The organism is Xanthomonas sp. NCPPB 3569 (genome assembly GCF_041475645.2).
Taxonomy (GTDB): domain Bacteria; phylum Pseudomonadota; class Gammaproteobacteria; order Xanthomonadales; family Xanthomonadaceae; genus Xanthomonas; species Xanthomonas phaseoli.
The window spans coordinates 878,434-897,406 of record NZ_CM192969.1 but is presented as its reverse complement, the minus strand read 5'-3'; the positions used below and the strand labels follow the sequence as shown (position 1 = coordinate 897,406).

The 18,973-nt window shown below is 65.6% G+C and carries 15 protein-coding genes; 4 read left to right on the top strand and 11 right to left on the bottom strand.

The features are described from left to right. Window positions 1–8 precede the first annotated feature (8 nt). From ACCQ03_RS03745 to ubiE, 10 genes are all read right to left on the bottom strand, one after another. Window positions 9–1,115, bottom strand: coding sequence for an S-(hydroxymethyl)glutathione dehydrogenase/class III alcohol dehydrogenase (locus tag ACCQ03_RS03745; RefSeq protein WP_057679448.1), 1,107 nt, complete (start codon window positions 1,113–1,115; stop codon window positions 9–11). 35 nt (window positions 1,116–1,150) lie between these two features. After that, entirely contained in the window at window positions 1,151–2,197 is a 1,047-nt protein-coding gene (locus tag ACCQ03_RS03740) for a beta-propeller fold lactonase family protein (protein WP_057679443.1), read from the bottom strand. Continuing rightward, window positions 2,194–2,856, bottom strand: coding sequence for a c-type cytochrome (locus ACCQ03_RS03735; RefSeq protein WP_057679449.1), 663 nt, complete (start codon window positions 2,854–2,856; stop codon window positions 2,194–2,196). Before ACCQ03_RS03735 ends, ACCQ03_RS03740 begins: the two co-directional genes overlap by 4 nt. 26 nt (window positions 2,857–2,882) lie before the next feature. Further along, window positions 2,883–4,658, bottom strand: coding sequence for a quinoprotein dehydrogenase-associated putative ABC transporter substrate-binding protein (locus ACCQ03_RS03730; RefSeq protein ID WP_209225762.1), 1,776 nt, complete (start codon window positions 4,656–4,658; stop codon window positions 2,883–2,885). Next, window positions 4,655–6,679: a methanol/ethanol family PQQ-dependent dehydrogenase gene (locus ACCQ03_RS03725; protein WP_342343551.1), complete on the bottom strand. Its 2,025-nt coding sequence runs from the start codon at window positions 6,677–6,679 to the stop codon at window positions 4,655–4,657. The genes ACCQ03_RS03730 and ACCQ03_RS03725 overlap by 4 nt, the downstream gene beginning before the upstream one ends. 520 nt (window positions 6,680–7,199) lie before the next feature. Next, on the bottom strand, window positions 7,200–7,823 hold the full coding sequence (locus ACCQ03_RS03720) for an HAD family hydrolase (protein ID WP_057679450.1): 624 nt from the start codon (window positions 7,821–7,823) through the stop codon (window positions 7,200–7,202). A gap of 348 nt (window positions 7,824–8,171) precedes the next feature. After that, entirely contained in the window at window positions 8,172–8,891 is a 720-nt protein-coding gene (locus ACCQ03_RS03715) for a hypothetical protein (protein ID WP_057679445.1), read from the bottom strand. Window positions 8,892–9,063: 172 nt separating this feature from the next. Then, window positions 9,064–11,058 (bottom strand): M1 family metallopeptidase, encoded by a 1,995-nt coding sequence (locus ACCQ03_RS03710; RefSeq protein WP_057679446.1) that lies wholly within the window; start codon window positions 11,056–11,058, stop codon window positions 9,064–9,066. 120 nt (window positions 11,059–11,178) lie between these two features. Further along, entirely contained in the window at window positions 11,179–12,060 is an 882-nt protein-coding gene (locus ACCQ03_RS03705; RefSeq protein ID WP_209225765.1) for a GGDEF domain-containing protein, read from the bottom strand. A gap of 190 nt (window positions 12,061–12,250) precedes the next feature. Beyond that, window positions 12,251–13,012 carry a bifunctional demethylmenaquinone methyltransferase/2-methoxy-6-polyprenyl-1,4-benzoquinol methylase UbiE gene (gene ubiE, locus ACCQ03_RS03700; protein WP_017155416.1) on the bottom strand — a complete coding sequence of 254 codons (762 nt, stop codon included), beginning with the start codon at window positions 13,010–13,012 and terminating at the stop codon, window positions 12,251–12,253. An 87-nt stretch (window positions 13,013–13,099) separates the two neighbouring features. Here ubiE and ACCQ03_RS03695 point away from each other — a divergent pair, with 87 nt between their 5' ends. From ACCQ03_RS03695 to ACCQ03_RS03680, 4 genes are all read left to right on the top strand, one after another. Beyond that, window positions 13,100–14,749: an MFS transporter gene (locus ACCQ03_RS03695; RefSeq protein WP_057687029.1), complete on the top strand. Its 1,650-nt coding sequence runs from the start codon at window positions 13,100–13,102 to the stop codon at window positions 14,747–14,749. After that, window positions 14,746–15,834 (top strand): HlyD family secretion protein, encoded by a 1,089-nt coding sequence (locus tag ACCQ03_RS03690; RefSeq protein WP_057687030.1) that lies wholly within the window; start codon window positions 14,746–14,748, stop codon window positions 15,832–15,834. Before ACCQ03_RS03695 ends, ACCQ03_RS03690 begins: the two co-directional genes overlap by 4 nt. A 111-nt stretch (window positions 15,835–15,945) precedes the next feature. Continuing rightward, the gene (locus ACCQ03_RS03685; RefSeq protein WP_057677618.1) at window positions 15,946–16,446 is read left to right on the top strand and encodes a GNAT family N-acetyltransferase; all 501 of its coding nucleotides are present in this window, start codon (window positions 15,946–15,948) and stop codon (window positions 16,444–16,446) included. Next, window positions 16,443–16,898, top strand: a complete 456-nt coding sequence (locus ACCQ03_RS03680; protein WP_017158520.1) for a nucleoside deaminase — start codon at window positions 16,443–16,445, stop codon at window positions 16,896–16,898. Before ACCQ03_RS03685 ends, ACCQ03_RS03680 begins: the two co-directional genes overlap by 4 nt. A gap of 636 nt (window positions 16,899–17,534) precedes the next feature. Here the strand turns inward: ACCQ03_RS03680 and hslU are convergent. Then, window positions 17,535–18,902, bottom strand: coding sequence for an ATP-dependent protease ATPase subunit HslU (gene hslU / locus ACCQ03_RS03675; protein ID WP_039568072.1), 1,368 nt, complete (start codon window positions 18,900–18,902; stop codon window positions 17,535–17,537). Window positions 18,903–18,973: the final 71 nt, after the last annotated feature.

The window sequence follows — 18,973 nt, the reverse complement described above, 5'->3', positions numbered from 1 at the left end:
CGTCTCCTTCAATACACCACGATGGATTTGATGCCGCGTGCCGCACGCAGGTCCGCCAACGCCTGGTTGATGTCGTCCAGCGCCAGCGTGCGCGTGATCAACGGCGCCAGTTGGATGTCGCCGTGCAGATAGCGTTCGACATAACCGGGCAACTCGCTGCGGCCCTTGACGCCACCAAAGGCGCTGCCGCGCCACACCCGCCCGGTGACCAGTTGGAGCGGGCGCGTGCTGATTTCCTGCGTGTCGTCGGCCACGCCCAGAATGACGCTCTCGCCCCAGCCCTTGTGGCAGCACTCCAACGCCGCCCGCATCGCACCGACATCGCCGACGCACTCGAAACTGTGGTCGGCGCCGCCATCGGTCAGGTCCACGATCACCTGCTGGATCGGCGCACCGTAGTCGCGCGGATCCAGGCAATCGGTGGCGCCCAGCGTGCGTGCCAGCGCGAATTTCGAAGGGTCGATATCCACCGCGATGATGCGGCCGGCCTGCGCCAGCAGTGCACCCTGTATCACCGACAATCCGATGCCGCCCAGCCCGAACACCGCCACGCAATCGCCCGGCCGCACATGCGTGCTGTTGAGCACCGCACCCACGCCGGTGGTGACCGTGCAGCCGAGCAGGCAGGCCTGCTCCAACGGCGCATCCGGATGGATGCGTGCGACTGCAATCTCCGGCAACACCGTGTGTTCGGAAAACGTGCTGGTGCCCATGTGATGCAGGATCGGCCGTCCGCGCAACGAGAACCGGCTGCTGCCGTCGGGCATCAGCCCACGTTCCTGGCTGCTGCGAATCGCCTGGCACAGATTGGTACGGCCGGACCGGCAGAACTTGCACACGCCGCATTCGGGCATGTACAGCGGAATCACATGATCGCCGGGCCGCACGCCGGTCACGCCGATTCCGACGTCTTCGACAACGCCGGCGCCCTCCTGCCCCAGGATCGCCGGAAAGCTGCCGGCAGGGCCATGCGCCAACGCATGCGCGTCGCCATGGCAAATGCCGGTGGCGACCAGACGCACCAGCACCTCGCCGGGACGCGGCGGCTGCAGGTCCACCTCTTCGATGGTCAACGGCTGGTGCGGACCCCAGGCCACCGCAGCGCGTGTCTTCATCCGGCCTCCCTGACGCGCGTCGGCCTGCCGGCCGCTCAGCGCGCGATGATCACGCCCCACGGCAGCTCGCCGACGGGGATCTGTTTGAGTTCGCGCAAGCTGGCGGTGTCGATCACGCTCACGCTGTTGGAACGCCCGTTGGCGACGTAGAGCTTGTCGCCGGCCGGGGTCAGCGCCGGATTCCACGGGCGCTGACCAACCGGAATCTCGGCCAGGCTGCGTGCGGTATTGAGATCGATCACGCTGACCGTGCCGGCGCCGCCATTGGAGGCATACAGCCGCGTGCCGTCGGCCGACAGCGCGACGCCGGCGGTGCGCACGCCGGCCGGCAGACTGGCGCGACGTCGACGTGTCTGCAGGTCGATCACGTCCACCACGTTGGCGGTTTCCTGGGCGATGTACACGCTGCGCCCGTCGGGTGCGAACGCCATGCCGCGCGGATGGCCGCTGGTGGCCACCACGCCGCGTGATCGATGCGTGGCCAGCTCAATCAGGTCCATGTCGTTGGAACCTTCATTGCTGGTGAGCAACCACTTGCCATCCGGGGTGTAGGCACAATGCTCCGGCGCCTGCCCGCGCGTGGCGATCACCTGCTGCACGATGAAGTGCGCCGCATCAATCAGCGTCACCTGATTCTGGCCTTCCACGCAGACCGCGAACTGCCTACCGTCCGGCGACAACGCGATGCCTTCGGCGTTCTCGCCGATGTCCACGCTGCGCAACACCGCATCTTTTGCGACATCCAGTTCGACCAACCGGTGATGCTCGGCATCGATCAGGTACAGATGCCCCTGCGGGCCGGGCAATAGCTGCTGCAAGCGCTTGCCGAGCTGGCCCTGCGCGCTGAGCGTACGCACCACGGTATCGGTGTGCGTATCGATCACCGAGACGGTGCCGCTGCGTTGATTGGGCACATACGCAAACACCGGCGGCGTTGCCGGCGCCGGTGTCGCGTTGCCCGTCGTCGCGGGTGCGGCGGTGGAGGCCGGCATGGCAGCGTCGCGCTGGCAGCCGGCCAACAACAGCATGCCCAGCAGCGCTGCTGCCAACCCGCGCGGCCAGGGAGCGCACACTGGCCTCATTGCGCCTTGCCCGCGGTCTTATTGATCGAGTGGATGAAGGCCAGCAATTTTTCGGTATCGCCGGGCTTGAGCACCGGTGCGAACGGCGGCATCTGCCCGACGACTTTTTCGTGCCCGACGCGGGTCTTGCCGTGGGTGATCATGGCCGCGGTGCCTTCATTGATCAGCGTACGCAGGGTGTCGTCGTCGCTGCCGTACACCCAGATGTCGTTGGTCAACGGCGGGCACATGCCACCGCCGCCGGTCCCGCCGTGACAGGCATTGCAGCCGGCCGAGAAATAGATCTTCTTGCCTTCGGCGACCAGTTCGGGCGTGACCTTGACCTCGGGCCCCTTGGGAATCGGCACGATCGTGGCGGGCGGCGTGGCCGGCGTGGCCGGATCCGGCGCAGGTCCGGCTGCAAGGTTTGGCATCGCAGCAGCGGGTGAGGACGCAGGCGCTGCGCTGCCGGCCACTGGCGCAGGCGCTGGTGCGCTGGCGGCCGGCGGTGGCGGTGGCGGCGCAGCGGCGGCCGGTGCCGGCGGTGCGTCCTTGCCGCATCCCGCCAGCACCACGCTGAGCATCAAAGCGCACAGCGGTGCGCGGGCGGAACGATCGAGATAACGTTGGATGGACGTGCGCATGAACGAACCTTTTTGATCGGAGGGAACGCCGCGCATCCGGGTGCACGCGACGGGTGACGCAATCATTTGGGCGCCGGGCGCCGGGCCTCGGCGAGTCGCCTGGCCAGTGCGGTGTCGCCACGTGCCTGCGCCAGGTCCGCAGCGGTCTTGCCTTCGCGGTTGCGTGCAGACGGGTCGGCACCTGCGGCCAGCAGGCGCTTGGCAACTGCTTCGCGCCCGGCCGCGGCAGCCAGCATCAGCGCCGTGACGCCGGCTTGATTGGCGTGGTTGACCTCGGCGCCACGCGCCAGCACGGCCTCCAGAATGGCCGGGTCGTCACGTGCCACCGCAAACATCACCGGCGTGAATCCGGTGGGATTGGCGCGCCGCACATTGGCGCCCTTGTCCAGCAGCGCCTGCACCACGCCCACGTCGGCATAGGACACCGCAAGCTCCAGCGCGCTCCAGCCGTCGCTGGATACGGTGTCCACCGGCGCGCGCTTGGCCAGCAACCTGCCGACACTGCCGGCATCGTTGGCCCAGGCAGCTTTCATCAGCGCGGTCCAGCCGCTGGCGTCGCGCGCCTCCAGGCGTGCGCCGGCATCCAGCAGCAGGCCGACCAGATCCGGCTCCTGGTTGCGGATAGCCTGGTGCAACGGCGGTTCCCCGAGTAGGTTCGCGTGATTGGCATCGGCGCCATGGCGCAGCAGCCATGCCGCACGCACCGCGTCACCCGCATCCAGTGCATGCGAAAGTTCCTGGTTCGGGTCTGCACCCTCGGCGATGCGCAATTGCAGCTGCGCCAACTCTTGCGACGAGGCCGCCGGGCTGGGGGCAGTGGATGCCGGTGCCGGTGTGACATACGGCCCGTGCGATGCCAGATCGCCGGCCACCACGCAGTCGCTGCAGCGCACCAGCGGCACGTGATACCTGCGCAGAATCTCGTCGATCTTTGCCGCGCTCTGCTGCAGCGCCGTGTTCAACGCATCGCGCAGGTCTGCGTTCTTGCGCGACACCGCCCAGGCCATCGAATACTCCAGCACCGCATCGTCGATGGTGTTCAAGGGCACCATTCCCAGACTGTTGCGCTGTGCGTAATACCCGGCCACAGGGCCCCAGGATTCGGCCGCATCCAGCTGGTTGGCAGCGACCCGTTCGACCAGCTTGCCGGGGTGTTCTTCCGGCGCGGTGGCCGAATCGTAGAACAGGTATTGCACCTCACCGCTGATGCCATGCTCGTACAGCGCCTGACGCGCAGGCGAGCTCTGGAACACGCCCAGTCGCAGCTTTTTCAACGCCTGGTCGTCCAGCGACGCTGGCCGCACATTCAGGCCTTTGCGTGTGACCAATACATAGGTAGAGCGATAGAGCGGACGTGTGGTCAGCCCTTGCTCGAAATCGCTGTTGAGGTCCATCAGCACCTCGCAACGGCCCGCGTTGATCGTGCTGCGTGCCAGCCCGCGCTGGTAATAGGTGCGCCACTCGTATTCCAGGCGCCGGCCCATGGCATCGGCCACGACCTGCGCAATCTTGTTCTGGAAGCCCTCGCCGGCCTTGTTGGACAACGGCATGTTGCCCGGGTCTGCGCAGACGCGCAGCACATGCGGGTCCGGTGCTGGCGGCGGCGCAGAGGCCGCGGCCGGCGCTGTTGCCGGCGAGGTGGTTGGTGCCGGCGCCGCAGCGGGCACCGCATCCGAATGAGAAGCGCGAGCCGTCGGTGAAGACGGCTCGCGTGTGCAGCCTGCGGCGACGAGTCCGAGGCTGCACAGCACCAGCACCTGCTGCAGGTGCCGGGTGATGCCGCGCACGCCGGCAGCAAGCGGCCGAGGTGCGCGTCCAACGCCTTGCATGCAGGTCATCGTGCCGTCTTCGCTGCTGCATTGGCGGTACCGCCGCCTGCGGCCGCAGTGGCAGTGGCAGTGGCGGTCACGGTCTTGCCGGCGCCATCGATGCGGAAGCTGTGGACCATGCCGCCGAGCGGAATCTTGTCGAAGCCCGCACCGAACGCCAGCCCCGCCGCACCCAGCGCGCCATACGGATCGGACGGATCCAGGCCCGCCGTGACCGGCAAGCCGATCCACCCGCCGATACCGGAGAACACCGCCACGTACTGATGACCGTTGGCCTTGTAGGCGATGGGATTACCGATGACGCCGGACGGCAACTTGGTCTCCCACAGCTTCTTGCCGGTGTCCTTGTCCACGGCGCGGAACCAGCCGTCCAGCGTGCCGTAGAACACCAACCCGCCGTCGGTGACCAGGGTGCCGCTCCACACCGGGTACTTCTCCTTGATCTCCCACTTGGACTTGCCTTCCACCACGTCGAACGCCTTGACGATGCCCAGCGCCCCCGGCTCGTTCGGCTTCATCATCACGTTGGCGAACACGTACGGCAGACCCATCATGGTGTTGCCGCGCTCCTGCGGTTCCAGCTCCATGTGCCAGTTATTGGTGCCGCAGAAGAACACCGCCGCATTGGCCGGATCCACCGAACACGGCTGCTGGTCCTTGCCGCCCATCGCCGAGGGGAAGGCCTGCACTTTCTTGCCGCGTTCCAGCGGCGAATGCGCGGCCACCTTGACCGGGCGACCGGTCTTCATGTCGATGCGTTCGGCCCAGTTGGCCGGCACGAACTTGTGCGCGCGCAGCAGCGTGCCATCGCGCCGATCGAGCACGTAGGCAAAGCCGTTACGGTCGAACTGCACCACCGAGGGAACCTGCTTGCCGTCGATGCTCAGGTCCACCAGGATCGGCTCGTTGATGCCGTCGTAATCCCACTGGTCGAACGGAGTCTTCTGGTAGCCCCACACCGCCTCGCCGGTATCGATCTTGCGGGCGAACAAGGTCATCGACCATTTGTTGTCATGCTCGCCGTTGTTGCATTCCTCCTGCGAGGTCTTGCCGCAACGGTACGACGGGCTCCACAGGCCCGGATTGCCGGTGCCGTAGTACACCAGCTTCAACTTCGGGTCGTAGCTGTACCAGCCCCACGCTGCACCGCCGCCGCGCTTCCACTCTTCGTTGGGAAAGGTCTTGACGCCCAGATCGCCGAGCTGGCCATGCTGCGGATTGGCCTTGTTGAAATCCGGGCCCAGGCAGATCGCCTTGTCGGTACCGGCCGCATCGCAGGACCATGCCTGCTTGCCATCGGCAAGGTTATAGGCGGCCACGCGACCGAGCACGCCGAACTCGTTGCCGCTGATGCCGGCAACCACCTTGCCGTCGGCGATGATCGGCGCCATGGTGATGGTTTCGCCCTTGTCCGGATGCGCGAGTTTTTGCTTCCACACTTCCTTGCCGGTCTTGGCATCGAGTGCAATCACATCGCCGCTGAGGCTGCCGAACACCAGCTTGCCGTCGGCATACGAGGCGCCGCGATTGACCGTATCGCAGCACGCCACCGCCACCGACCGCTCGTCCTGTTGCGGAGTGTATTTCCACAACACCTTGCCGCCGTCGTCCTGCGCGGCCAGATCGATGGCGAACACGTTGTTGGGATACGCACTGACCATGTACATGATGCTGCCGATCACCAGCGGCTGGCCTTCGTGGCCGCGCGTGGCGTCGGTTTTCATCTCCCACGACATCTTCAGGTTCTTGACGTTGTCGCGATTGATCTCGGCCAGCGGGCTATGCCGGGTGAGTGCGAAGTCGCGTCCCACGCCGCCCCAGTTGTCCGCATTGCTGGCAGTGGCGGTGAACTCGCTATCGGTGTCGACCGTGGCGGCAGGTGCAGCGGCGGGCGCGGTGGCAGGTGCTGCAGCAGTTACCGGCGCTGCAGTTTCGGTCGGCGTTTCTTTCTTGCAGCCAGACAAAACGGCGCTCAGCGCAAGCATGAGCAGCGCAGCGCTGGGTACGCTGCGACAGGAAGATTGGTGCATGTGCGTCTACCCCTCTCGTTTGAACAACCAGTCGGTTGAAACATCCCGCAACGCAGCCACTTTCACCGCCGTTACGATGCGGACGCAGGAAACGTCGGGAGAGACGTGAGCAAACGGCATGCCAGCCAACTGGTGCGCCGCACCACGTCGAGTCAGCAAGGGTTGGGAGTAATGACGGCGAGCTGAGCACTTCGCGTTGTCACGGTTTTGGCACAGTTTGCGCCGAACGTGCTGTGACACAGGTGGTGCAGGCGGTCGAGAATGTCGTCGCGGTAACCTCGAGCATGTCACCAGCTCGAATCGTGGCACCACTGATGCAGGGCAGTGCGCGATGCAGGCCACATCGCGCGGTGTGGCCACGCATGTCTTCTTTCGCCAGAAGATGGGTAACCGAAAGGCGGATGCGGATACGACGAGCACCCTTTAAAGACGCGTCATGGTGTCGGCAGCGATTCAACCGTTCCCATGCCCGCTGTGTGCGCATTACCCGCGTTGCACAGGCGCAACGCGCTCCTAGCTCCTAGCTATCCAATTGCGCGAGCAACTGCGTGCAGTCGCGCAGGCGCCAGTCGGCGAAACCGGGCCAGGGGTCGCCGGGTGTATTGACCAGCACAGTGCACGCACCGACGGCACGGCCGCAGGCCAGGTCATTGTGGTGATCGCCGACCATGACCAGCGCGCTGCCCTGCACCGACCAGCGCCGCGCGAAATAGTGCAGCCCGTCGGGCGCAGGTTTCGGGGCAGCCTCGTCGCGCCCGACGATGTCGTCCCAGGCGAACGCATCGTCCAGACCGATCGCCTGCAACGTGATCGTTGCCAGCTCGCGTGCGTTGCGGGTGAGCATGCCAAGCCGGCAACCGGCCGCATGCAGCGCGTGCACCAATGCCACTGCGCCCGGCGCGGCGCGTGCGCCTTGGGCGAGCGCGCGCTCGTGTTCGAGCAACCAGGCATGCTTGGCCGCTGCTTCGTCGGCCGGCAGCGCGGCCAGGTGGTGCAGGATGTCCGCCTCTGGCGGGATGTCCAGCACGCGACGGATCAAGGCGAAATCGTGCGCAGCCTCGGTCAGCGTGCCGTCCATGTCGAAGACCCAATGGCGGTAGTCGGACAACGTGGGAGCGCGCGTGGTGAGTGTCATGCTGTCCATCCGTGCAAAGACATGAAAGTGATCGATGCGATGCAGCGGGCGGCGGCGCGGCCAACCTGCAGTGCGCAATCGGCAACCTCGCCCAACGCGCTCGACAACGCGTCTGTATGCACCGCCAAGCCGGTGCGTGTAGCGCGCGGTCGGCATGTGCTTGCGCGGACACTCCAACGCGCGCTCGCCCTTGCCACCGAACGAATGCGCACCAGCTTCGCTGACCGCGCCGAACGCGCAGTGCCGATACGCTGCAGCGCCATCACATCGGGGTACTGCACAGTCGATCAAACCCGGTCATGTTGCACCGGTTCGCACACACGTTCGGTGGACGCCAGGATGTCACCGCGAGCCGACCTACTTCCACCCGGGCATCTGCGTGGTGTCCAGGCCGCCGACCTCGAACTCTGCGGTGCGCGTACCGCCGGCCTTGACCGGGAAGGTGATGCTGATGCGCTTGGCGTTGCGCACGAGCTTCCACAACGCTTTGTCATCGTCGATGAACATGGCGATGGCTTCGTCGGTATCCGGGCGGTGCGCCGCCATGGCACGCGGTGCTCCGCCATCGGCGGCCACCTGCACCTTGCAGCCACCGTAGCAATTGAAATCGCCGGCCTTGAGCACGAGGTAGCTGTGGCGCTTCCACTGCGGATGATCGCGAAACACCAGGCTGACCGGCTTGGGCCCGCTGCCGTCCACATCCACGCGCTCCTTGGCATCGATCATCGCCGAGCGCTGCGTGCCGCCCTTGGCCGGCACCTGCGAGTATTGCCACAACGCCTGCATGCGGCGCAGCTCGCGCGCCTGCTCGCCCTTGGCCTTGATATCGGCATAGCCGGGTTCGATGCGCGTGGCAGCCGCAGTGCCGGCGTAGCCTTCGATCAAGGCCGCACCGTGCGCACGTGCCATGTCCCAGTTCTGTGCCTTGACCGCTTCGTCGTATTGCTTGGCGAGCGCATCGGCCTGGGTTTCCTTGGCCTGCGCCTGCGCGGTGGCCTGCGCCTGACGTTGCGCCTCGCGGTCGGTGCAGGCACTCAAGGCGGCGACGCACAAGGCCGCGCTCAGCAGATACTTCATCGTCGACTCCGAAAGGCGTGGGACACCACCGCAACGATAGCAGCCCGGCGTTGCAGGCTGCATGCACGACGGCCGACGTTCGCGCCGGGTCCTCGGACAACACACCGGGAGCACAAGGCTCCCGGTGTGTTGCACGTACTGCCGAACTGACGACGCTGCGTTGCGCGACGAACTACTGCTGCGTCGGCGCCGGTTTTTCTGCAGGTGCGGTTGCGGGTGCAGGAGCCGCAGCAGGCATCGCCGCCTTCGCCTTGGCGATCATCTCGGCCACCGATGCGGTGGTGATCGGGTGGTAGCTGGGCTTGGCCTTTTCGAAAGCCTGTTCGGCGAACGCGATGCCGTCGGGCGTCTTCAACAGTTCTGCGTAGATCGGCAGCACCAGCTTGCGACGGCCGACGCGCTCGATGAACTCGCCCGCGGCAGCGCGCGCGTCGGTGTAGCCGCTGCGAATGGCCAGCGGATACCAGCGCATCGCGATCTCGCCATTCGGCGTGCCGGTGAAGTGGTACGCATCGTCCAGCTGCTTGAGCTGCTCGGGCTTGAGCGTGGCGCCCATGCCGCTGAGGAAGTGCACCCATTCCTGGGTGCCCCACTCGCCGGTGACCTGCTTGTTCGGCAAGGTGCCGCTGCCGCTCCAGGCAATGCGTGCGGTATCCACGATCGAGAAGCTGCGCGAGCGTGCCTTGGCGGCGAAGGCCGGAATGCCCGGCTGCTTCAGCCATGCATCCACCTCGGCTGCGCTCACCGTGTTGGGATGCTTGTCCAGCAGATTTTTCTTGAGGTAATCGACGAACTGGTCGGTGGTGGCGCTCTGGAAGGCGTGATCGTCGAACCAGCCGCGCAGGAACGGGTCGAAGGCCTCGCGGCCGAAGCGCTGCTCCAGGAACTGCAGGAACCACGCGCCCTTGACGTAGGCGACCTGGCTCAATGCTTCGTCAGGGTCGCGCTGGGCCAGCGGCGGCAACTCCAGTACCTGGTCGGCCGGCGGCATGTCTTTGACTTCGGCCAGCAGATCGCCCTGGTCGATCTCGCGCTCCATCTCGGCCATCTCGTTGCCGTACAGCGCTTCGGTGATGCGGCCCTGCACGTAGGTGGTGAACCCTTCGTTGAGCCAGATGTCCTTCCAGCTGGCATTGGTCACCAGGTTGCCGGACCAGCTATGCGCCAGTTCGTGCGCGACCAACGACACCAACGACTTGTCGCCGACGATCACGGTGGGCGTGGCGAAGGTCAGGCGCGGATTTTCCATGCCACCGAACGGGAACGACGGCGGCAGCACCAGCATGTCGTAACGGCCCCAGCGATACGGGCCATAGAGTTTTTCGGCGGCACCGATCATCTTTTCGGTGTCTTCGAATTCCTTGGCGGCCTTGTCGGCCATGGCTGGCTCGGCCCACACGCCCGAGCGCGCGGAAATCGGCTTGAACACCACATCGCCGGCGGCAATGGCCAGCAGGTAGGACGGAATCGGCTCGGGCATCTTGAAGCTGTAATCGCCGTCGCGTGCCGCCTTGGGGTCGTTGTCGGCGCTCATCAGCACCATTACGTCCGGGCGCGAGGTGACATGCGCGCTATAGGTGAAGCGCACGCTCGGGGTGTCCTGCAACGGCACCCAGCTGCGCGCATGAATCGCCTGCGACTGGCTGAACATGAAAGGCAGTTGTTTGCCTTCGGTCATCGACGGCTCCAGCCACTGCAGGCCCGAGGCGGTCGGCGCGGTGTGATAGGTGATCACCACCTTGCCCGGCTGATTCGGCGTTTCGATGGTGAGTTTGCTGCCGAAGGTCTTGTCGGCCGGCGCCAGGGCGAACTGCAGCGGCGACAGGCCGCCCTTGCCATCGTCGGCCTGCACCTGGGCGATGCTCAGCTCGCGCGTGTCCAGCACCAGTTGCTTGGCGGCCTTGTCCTTCCACTCCAGCGTGTAGGTGGCGGTGCCGCCAATCTGCTTGGCATCGAAATCCAGCTTCAGGTCCAGCGCCAGGTCCTTGATGACCACCATCTGCGGCTGGGCGTAGGAACTTTCGTCGTGGTTGCGGGCGTCTGCTTTCACGGGAGCCTTGGCAGTGGCGGCCGGCGCGGTGGGGGATGCCGACGGCGTGGAGTCATTGGAACAACCGGCCAGCGCGATGGACACGGCCAGGGACAGCGACAGGAACGGGAAGCGCATCGACGGCACCGCAGCAAGGAGAATTGGGCATTTTAGCGCCCCGTGCCGCAGCCTGCCCGTGCCATCGGTGGCCATGCGCGCGACGGCCTGCCACGCGCTGCCGCAATCGGCTTGCCCAGGTCAGGTCACCGGATGGCCGCGCGGGGCGTCGTGCCCGTCGCGCACCAGACGCCGGCCACCGGAGAACTTGGCGCGGTACATCGCCGCATCGGCGCGGCGATACAGTTCGGTGGCATCCAGCCCCTGTTCGCACACCGCACTGCCGGCGCTCACATGCAGCGGCGCGTCGTCGGCATCCTCGCGTTCGAGCATCGAGAGCCATTGGTTGAGCTTGAGCGTGGCTTCGTCTTCGCTGGCATGGATGCCGATCAGGAATTCGTCGCCGCCCCAGCGCCCGACCCAGTCCTGCGCGCCCAACCAGCCGTAGGCCGAGTTCACCAGGCGCACCAGCACGCGGTCGCCAGCCAGGTGGCCGAAACGGTCGTTGATCTGCTTGAGGTTGTCCATGTCCAGCACGAACGGCCAGCCTTCGCGCTGGGAGGCGATCACCGAATCGCGCATCGCCTGTTCGCAGCCGCGCCGGTTCAGCGCTTCGGTCAACGGGTCGAACAAGGCGTGTTTCTTGAGATCGCGCATGCCGGAATCGATACCGCGCAGGCTGCGGTTGATGCCGCGCAACAGCCGGCCCAATTCATCGTCACCCTGTTCCGGAAGCGTGGGCAGGCGTTGATCGGCGTAATACGAATCCAGCGCATCGGCGGCGATGCGCAGCGGTGCCAGCAGCCGATACAGCGCGACCAAGGTCAATGCCGTGCCAGCCAGCGTGGCCAGCAATGCCACGATGACCACCGACCACAGCGGGCGCCCGTCCAGTTCGCTCTGCGATGCCAACCAGGCGATCAACAGCAGCAACGGCAGATGGATGCCCAGGAAGGTCACCGCCAGCAGTTTGGCGCTGAAGGAGCGGGGAAACACGCGCGAGAGCCCGGCGTACAAGCGCATCCAACACTCCGGCAAAAGAGCGTTTAGTGTCGCCGAGAGCGTGTGGAGCCAACGCGACGGAGTTCTCAGAACTTCGCTGGCCTACACATGTGAGACACCGCTTCCCCGCAACAAGCGATCCCGTGCACGCGGGGGGCGAGCGCCAGCGCACGCTCTGCGCGCCGACGCCCATCAGGCTGAAACGACCTGCCTAGATCTTGTAGCCGGAGTGGATGGCGACGATGCCGCCGGTCAGGTTCTTGAAATGGCAACGCGCAAACCCGGCCTCGCCCATCATGCCCTTGAGCGATTCCTGCGGCGGATGCTTGCGGATGCTTTCGGCCAGGTACTGATAGCTATCGGCATCGCGCGCGAACAGCTGGCCCAGCCTGGGCAGGATCTTGAACGAGTGGAAGTCGTAGATCGGCTTGAACCACTCGGCGGTGACTTCGGAAAATTCCAGCACGCGCGCCTGGCCGCCGACCTTGAGTACGCGGTACATCTCGCGCAAGGCGGCGTCCTTGTCGGTGACGTTGCGCAGGCCGAAGGAAATGGTCACCAGATCGAAACTCTGGTCCGGGAACGGCAGTGCTTCGGCGTTGCATTGCACGTAGTCGAAACCGGACACCAGCCCGCGGTTGGTCAGCCGGTCGCGGCCCACCGACAGCATGCCGGCATTGATGTCGCCCAGCACCACCGCGCCTTCGTTGCCCACGCGCTCCTTGAGCAGCACGGCGATGTCGCCGGTGCCGCCGGCCAGGTCCAGCACGCGGTCGCCTGGCTTCACCTGCGCGGTCGCCACGAAGTAGCGTTTCCAGGCGCGGTGCACGCCCAGGCTCATCAGATCGTTCATCAGGTCGTAGTTACGCGCGACCGAGGTGAACACTTCGCCGACCAGCTTCTGCTTGTCCTTGGCAGCGACATCGCGAAAGCCGAAATGGGTGGTACCGGAGGTATAGGGGGATTCGCTCATGGGCGGATTATCGCACTGCTGACGCCACCATGACCGCAACCGGACCACAATCGCGTTTTCATCTGCGACCGGCCCTGCGAGCATTCAGTGCGCGACAAGTACGTCCAGCGCGACTGGCAGCCCCACGAGCGGCCCACCCTGCCGGGGTCGGCCTCCACCCCCCTGCACCCTATCCGGCGGCGTATCCAGTATGGGCTGGTGGGTGTGGTGGTGGCGCTTACCGGAGGGCTGAGCAATGCCCTGGTCACTGCCAACCTGACCTATCTGCAAGGCACCTTGGGCGCCTACGCCACCGAAATGGCGTGGCTGCCGGCGGCCTATGTGATGACCAACATGTCGGCCAACCTGCTGCTGGTGAAGTTCCGCCAGCAGTTCGGGCTGCGCCGGTTCACCGAAATCTTCCTGGCGCTGTACGCGCTCATCGCCTTCGCGCATCTGTTCGTGCACAGCCTGAGCTCGGCGATCACCGTGCGCGCCGCGCATGGCTTGGTGGGCGCCGCGCTCAGCTCGCTGGGCCTGTATTACGTGATCCAGGCATTTCCACCGAAATATCGGCTCAAGGCCGTGGTGCTGGGCCTGGGCATGACCCAGCTGGCGTTACCGCTGGCGCGGGTGTTTTCCACCGACCTGCTGGAATTTGGCGAGTGGCAAGGCCTGTACCTGTTCGAGTGCGGGTTGGCGGTGTTTGCGCTGGCCTGCGTGCTGGCGCTCAAGTTACCGCCGAGCGACCGGTATCGCGTGTTCGAGCCGCTGGATTTCCTCACCTTCAGCCTGTTCGCCGCCGGCGCCGCCGGCCTGGCCGCGGTGCTGTCGCTCGGGCGCCTGCTGTGGTGGACCAGTACCCCGTGGCTGGGCGTGGTGCTGGCCGCGTCCATCGTGCTGCTGTGCACGGCGGCCTGGATCGAACACAACCGCCGCAATCCGATGATCAACACGCGCTGGCTGGCCAGTGCGGACATGCTGCGGCTGGGGCTGGCGATCCTGTTGATCCGGCTGGTGCTGTCCGAACAAAGCACCGGCGCCATCGGCTTCTTCCAGACGCTGGGCCTGGCCAACACGCAACTGCAGACCCTGTTTGCGCTGATGCTGCTGGGCGCGGTGGTAGGCGTGGCGGCCAGCGCGTGGCTGATCAACCCGGCGCGGGTTGCCGAACATCTGATCATCGCCGTGGCCGCCATTTGCGTGGGCTGCTTCATGGATGCCGATGCCACCAGCCTCACCCGCCCCGAACAGATGTATGCGAGCCAATTCCTGCTCGCCTTCGGCAGCACGTTCTTCATCGGTCCGGCGATGGTGGCCGGCATCGGCCGGGTGATCGCGCAGCCGCGCAACCTGATCAGTTTCATCGTGCTGTTCGGCATGGCGCAGAACATGGGCGGCCTGCTCGGCAGCGCCCTGCTCGGCACCGTGCAGGTGGTGCGCGAGAAATACCATTCCAGCCAGTTGGTGGACCATCTGGTGCTGACCGACCCGCAGGTCGCCGCGCGCGTGCAGGCCTACGCAAGCCTGTATGGCCGCAGCATCGGCGACCCGGCGCTGCGTCAGGCCCAGGGCGTGCGCACGCTGGGCACGGTGGCCACGCGCGAAGCCAATGTGCTGGCGTACAACGACGTATTCCTGTTGATCGGCTGCATCGCCATCGCCACCGGCGTGTGGATCCTATCCGTGCTGGTGTGGCGCCGCTATCTGCGCCCATCGGTATCGCCCCCTCCTCCTACTCCCACTGCGCGTACATGAATACACCAGCAGATTCCTCCCTGCCTGCCGACCCGCAACGTCGTCGGCGTCGCCGTCTTGCCGGGGTCGTCGGCTTCGGCGGGCTTGCCCTGATCGGCGTGGCGCTGGTGCTCTATGCCTGGCGCCTGCCGCCGTTCGTCAGTGCGATCGAACGCACCGAAAATGCGATGGTGCATGGGCAGATCACCGTGATTGCGCCGCAGGTGAGCGGCTATGTCACGCAGGTACCGGTGCAGGACTTTGCGCACGTCAAACGCGGCCAGTTGCTGGCACGCATCGACGACCGCATCTATGCGCAGCAACTCGAACAAGCCAAGGCGCAGGTGCAGACCGCGCAGGCCAATCTCGCCAACTGGGATCAACAACGCCATAGCGCCGAAGCGACGATCGCCGAGCAACGCGCCGCGCTGAGCAGCAACCAGGCACAACGCGAGCGCACCCATTCGGCCTATGCGCGGACGCAGCAGCTGGCCAGCCAGCAACTGGTCTCCGAGCAGGACCGCGACACCGCATTTGCCGCGCGTGCGCAAGCCGATGCCGGCGTGGCGCAGGCACGTGCCGCCGTGCAGGCCGCCGAAGAAAACGCCCGCAGCGTCACTGTCAACCGCGCCGCGTTGGAAGCGGCGGTTGCCAATGCACAGGCCGCCGTGCAGCTGGCCCAGATCAACCTGGACAACACGCGCATCCTGGCCCCGCGCGATGGCCAGCTCGGTCAGCTTGGCGTGCGCCAGGGCGCCTACGTCACCAACGGTACGCAGCTGATGTCGCTGGTGCCGGACACGCTATGGATCGTGGCCAATTTCAAGGAAACCCAGATGGCCAGGATCCGGATCGGCCAGCGCGCCAGCTTCACCGTGGACGCGCTGGACAATGCGCGTCTGCATGGCCGCGTGCAGGAGATTTCGCCGGCCGCCGGCTCCGAATTCAGCGTACTGCCAGCCGACAACGCGACCGGCAACTTCGTCAAGATTGCCCAGCGCATTCCGCTGCGCATCAGCGTCGATGCGGACCAGCCGTTGGCGCCGCGGCTGCGGCCAGGCATGTCGGTGGTGGTGGCCGTCGATACCGACAGCGCAGTCGACTAGGCATCAACCTCTATCCGAGCGTGGGCAATACCGCCAGCGAGACGTCGGCCAGCACGCCCACACGTGCACGACTCGGCAGCTCAAGCGCGGCACAGCCGCTATGATGCAACGATGCCCACCATGCCCCTTCCTCCCCTGCACTGGCAGCACCTGCGGTTTGCGCAACTGAGCACCACGCAGCTGTATGCGCTACTGCGGCTGCGCACGGATGTGTTTGTGGTGGAGCAGCAATGCGCCTATCCGGAACTGGATGGCAAAGATACCGATCCGGCCGTGCTGCATGTGCTGGGCACCGCCAATGACGCCGCGTTGGCGGCCTACCTGCGCGTGCTACCGCCAGGCTTGAGTTATTCCGAACCGAGCATCGGCCGGGTGGTCGTTGCCGCAGGATTTCGTGGCACTGGACTTGCGCATGCGCTGTTGCGCGAAGGCATCCGGTTGGTGCACACGCAGTGGCCGGGTCACGCGATCCAGATCGGCGCGCAGGCGCACCTGCAATCGTTCTACGCGGCGCACGGGTTTGCACCTGCATCCGCGCAGTACCTGGAAGATGGCATTCCCCATCTCGACATGCTGCGCCCTGCCGGCGCGGCCCCTCAGGAGTTCGCATGATCACCACCCCCGACTACCGCGCATTGCTGGACACCGCCATTGCCGAGGCCCGCCAGGGCCTGGCCGAAGGCGGCATCCCGATCGGCGCGGCGCTGTATCACAACGACGGGCGCCTGCTTGGCTGCGGCCATAACCGCCGCGTGCAGGAAAACGACCCCTCGGTCCACGGCGAGACCGACGCGTTTCGCAAGGCCGGCCGCCAGCGCCGCTACAAGGACACCATCATGGTCACCACGCTGGCGCCATGCTGGTACTGCAGCGGGCTGGTGCGCCAGTTCAACATCGGCACGGTGGTGGTCGGCGAATCGGTCACCTTCCAGGGCGGCATCGCGTGGTTGCGCGAGCACGGCGTCAACGTGATCGATCTGCAGAGCCAGGAATGCATCGATCTGCTCGGTGGCTATATCTCCGCCAACCCGCAGGTATGGAACGAAGATATCGGCGAGGATTGAGCGGTTTGCCGGATTTTGCAGGTTGGCTATGCTGGGATTGCGCAGGTTGGCTGTGCAGTGCAAACGGCTGCCTAGGTAACGGTCCATCGCAGAGCCGATGATCTGAGCCTTCGTTGCAGGGAGTGATCTGCAACCTGGCTGCAGGGCCCTTGCCCGCCCACCATTGCAGGGCACACTGCAAGGACGTCCCTGTCAGCTCTCACGCCGCACCCATGCCGCGTAAGGCCCCGCGACGATGGGCGGGCAATGACCAGTCGAGATGGTCGGCGTGCATGGGAAGAGCAGTGCTGGATGCGCCTTGTTCGATCATTGCAGCATCGGCGACAGGTCTGATGCGCACCGCACGACAGACAGCTTTTTGGATGAGCGCCGACCAACGGTGTGGTGCGGTGTCTTTGCCACTTGCGGGACCATGTGGAGGCATGATGCCGCCATCGAGCCTCCAGGGCCGGAGTGACGGCGTGGCCTGCACGCGGCGAGGGCGCCGCGCCCGCGACCGACCCGGCGTTGACTGCAGCTGACAGGATGCGGCTAGCTTGCATCGTCCTGTGATGCGTACGTGCCATGTTTGCAATGCATGGATGCGACATGCCACCTATGCATTGCATTCGACATCTGCGCGCAGGTGCGCTGCGCTCAGAGGATGTAGCGGCTCAGGTCCGGGTCCTGCACCAGCTCGCCCAGCTGGGCATCCACATAGGCCGCATCCACGGTGACGCTCTGGCCGTCGCGATCCGGCGCCTCGTAGCTCAGCACATCGAGCAGCCGCTCCAGCACCGTGTGCAGCCGGCGCGCGCCGATGTTTTCCTGCCGCTCGTTGACCTGCGCGGCGATCTCGGCCAGGCGCTCCACCGCATCGGCGCCAAAGCTCAGGTGCACGCCCTCGGTCTGCAGCAGGGCTTCGTACTGTTTGATCAACGCCGCCTTGGGCTCGGTGAGGATGCGCACGAAATCGGCCTTGGTCAGCGCGGTCAATTCCACCCGGATCGGGAAACGGCCCTGCAGTTCCGGAATCAGATCGCTGGGCTTGGCCAGGTGAAACGCGCCTGATGCAATGAACAGGATATGGTCGGTCTTGACCGTGCCGTACTTGGTGGACACGTTGGAGCCTTCCACCAGCGGCAACAGATCGCGCTGCACGCCTTCGCGACTGACATCGCCGCCGCTAGAGCCGGCTTCGCCGCGCTTGGCCACCTTGTCGATTTCATCGATGAACACGATGCCATGCTGCTCACAGGCTTCGATGGCTGCGGTGCGCACATCGTCTTCGTTGACCAGCTTGCCGGCTTCCTCTTCGATCAACAGCGGGCGCGCTGCCTTGATGGTGAGCTTGCGCTTTTGCGACTTGCCGCCACCGATGTTGGCGAACATCTGCCGCAGCTGCTGCCCCATTTCCTCCATGCCCGGCGGGGTCATGATGTCCATGCTGGCATTGACGGCCACTTCCAGCTCGATCTCGCGCTCGTCCAGCTCGCCGTTGCGCAACATGCGACGGAACTTGATGCGGGTTTCGTTATCCTGCGACGAGGGTTCGTTGCGCGCCGCTTCCGGATCGAACCCAATCCCGGCCGCGCGGCGCGGCAGCAATGCATCCAGGATGCGATCTTCGGCACGCTCTTCGGCCTGGTTGCGCACGCGCACCTTGGCCTGCTCGCGATACAGCTTGACCGAGGTATCGGCCAGGTCGCGGATGATCTGCTCCACATCCTTGCCCACATAGCCCACTTCGGTGAAGCGTGTGGCTTCGACCTTGACGAACGGCGCATTGGCCAGCGTCGCCAGGCGCCGCGCGATCTCGGTCTTGCCCACGCCGGTGGGGCCGATCATCAGGATGTTCTTGGGCATCACTTCGTTGCGCAGCTCTTCCGGCAACTGCATGCGGCGCCAGCGGTTACGCAGCGCGATGGCAACCGCGCGCTTGGCGTCGTGCTGGCCAACGATATGACGGTCGAGCTCCTGCACGATTTCGCGCGGAGTCATGGTTGAAGTCTCGGGATTTGGCATTGGGGAATCGAGAATTGAGAAAGGGGAATTGCAAGGGCAAGATCAAGAGCCTGGGCCGACGACATGGGGAC

Coding starts and splice junctions, on each gene's coding strand:
- ACCQ03_RS03740 (WP_057679443.1), bottom strand. CDS start 2,197: ATGAGGCCAGTGTGCGCTCCCTGGCCGCGCGGGTTGGCAGCAGCGCTG.
- ACCQ03_RS03735 (WP_057679449.1), bottom strand. CDS start 2,856: ATGCGCGGCGTTCCCTCCGATCAAAAAGGTTCGTTCATGCGCACGTCC.
- ACCQ03_RS03690 (WP_057687030.1), top strand. CDS start 14,746: ATGAATACACCAGCAGATTCCTCCCTGCCTGCCGACCCGCAACGTCGT.
- ACCQ03_RS03685 (WP_057677618.1), top strand. CDS start 15,946: ATGCCCACCATGCCCCTTCCTCCCCTGCACTGGCAGCACCTGCGGTTT.
- ACCQ03_RS03730 (WP_209225762.1), bottom strand. CDS start 4,658: ATGACCTGCATGCAAGGCGTTGGACGCGCACCTCGGCCGCTTGCTGCC.
- ACCQ03_RS03720 (WP_057679450.1), bottom strand. CDS start 7,823: ATGGACAGCATGACACTCACCACGCGCGCTCCCACGTTGTCCGACTAC.
- ACCQ03_RS03705 (WP_209225765.1), bottom strand. CDS start 12,060: ATGCGCTTGTACGCCGGGCTCTCGCGCGTGTTTCCCCGCTCCTTCAGC.
- ACCQ03_RS03710 (WP_057679446.1), bottom strand. CDS start 11,058: ATGCGCTTCCCGTTCCTGTCGCTGTCCCTGGCCGTGTCCATCGCGCTG.
- ubiE (WP_017155416.1), bottom strand. CDS start 13,012: ATGAGCGAATCCCCCTATACCTCCGGTACCACCCATTTCGGCTTTCGC.
- ACCQ03_RS03745 (WP_057679448.1), bottom strand. CDS start 1,115: ATGAAGACACGCGCTGCGGTGGCCTGGGGTCCGCACCAGCCGTTGACC.
- ACCQ03_RS03725 (WP_342343551.1), bottom strand. CDS start 6,679: ATGCACCAATCTTCCTGTCGCAGCGTACCCAGCGCTGCGCTGCTCATG.
- ACCQ03_RS03680 (WP_017158520.1), top strand. CDS start 16,443: ATGATCACCACCCCCGACTACCGCGCATTGCTGGACACCGCCATTGCC.
- ACCQ03_RS03715 (WP_057679445.1), bottom strand. CDS start 8,891: ATGAAGTATCTGCTGAGCGCGGCCTTGTGCGTCGCCGCCTTGAGTGCC.
- hslU (WP_039568072.1), bottom strand. CDS start 18,902: ATGCCAAATCCCGAGACTTCAACCATGACTCCGCGCGAAATCGTGCAG.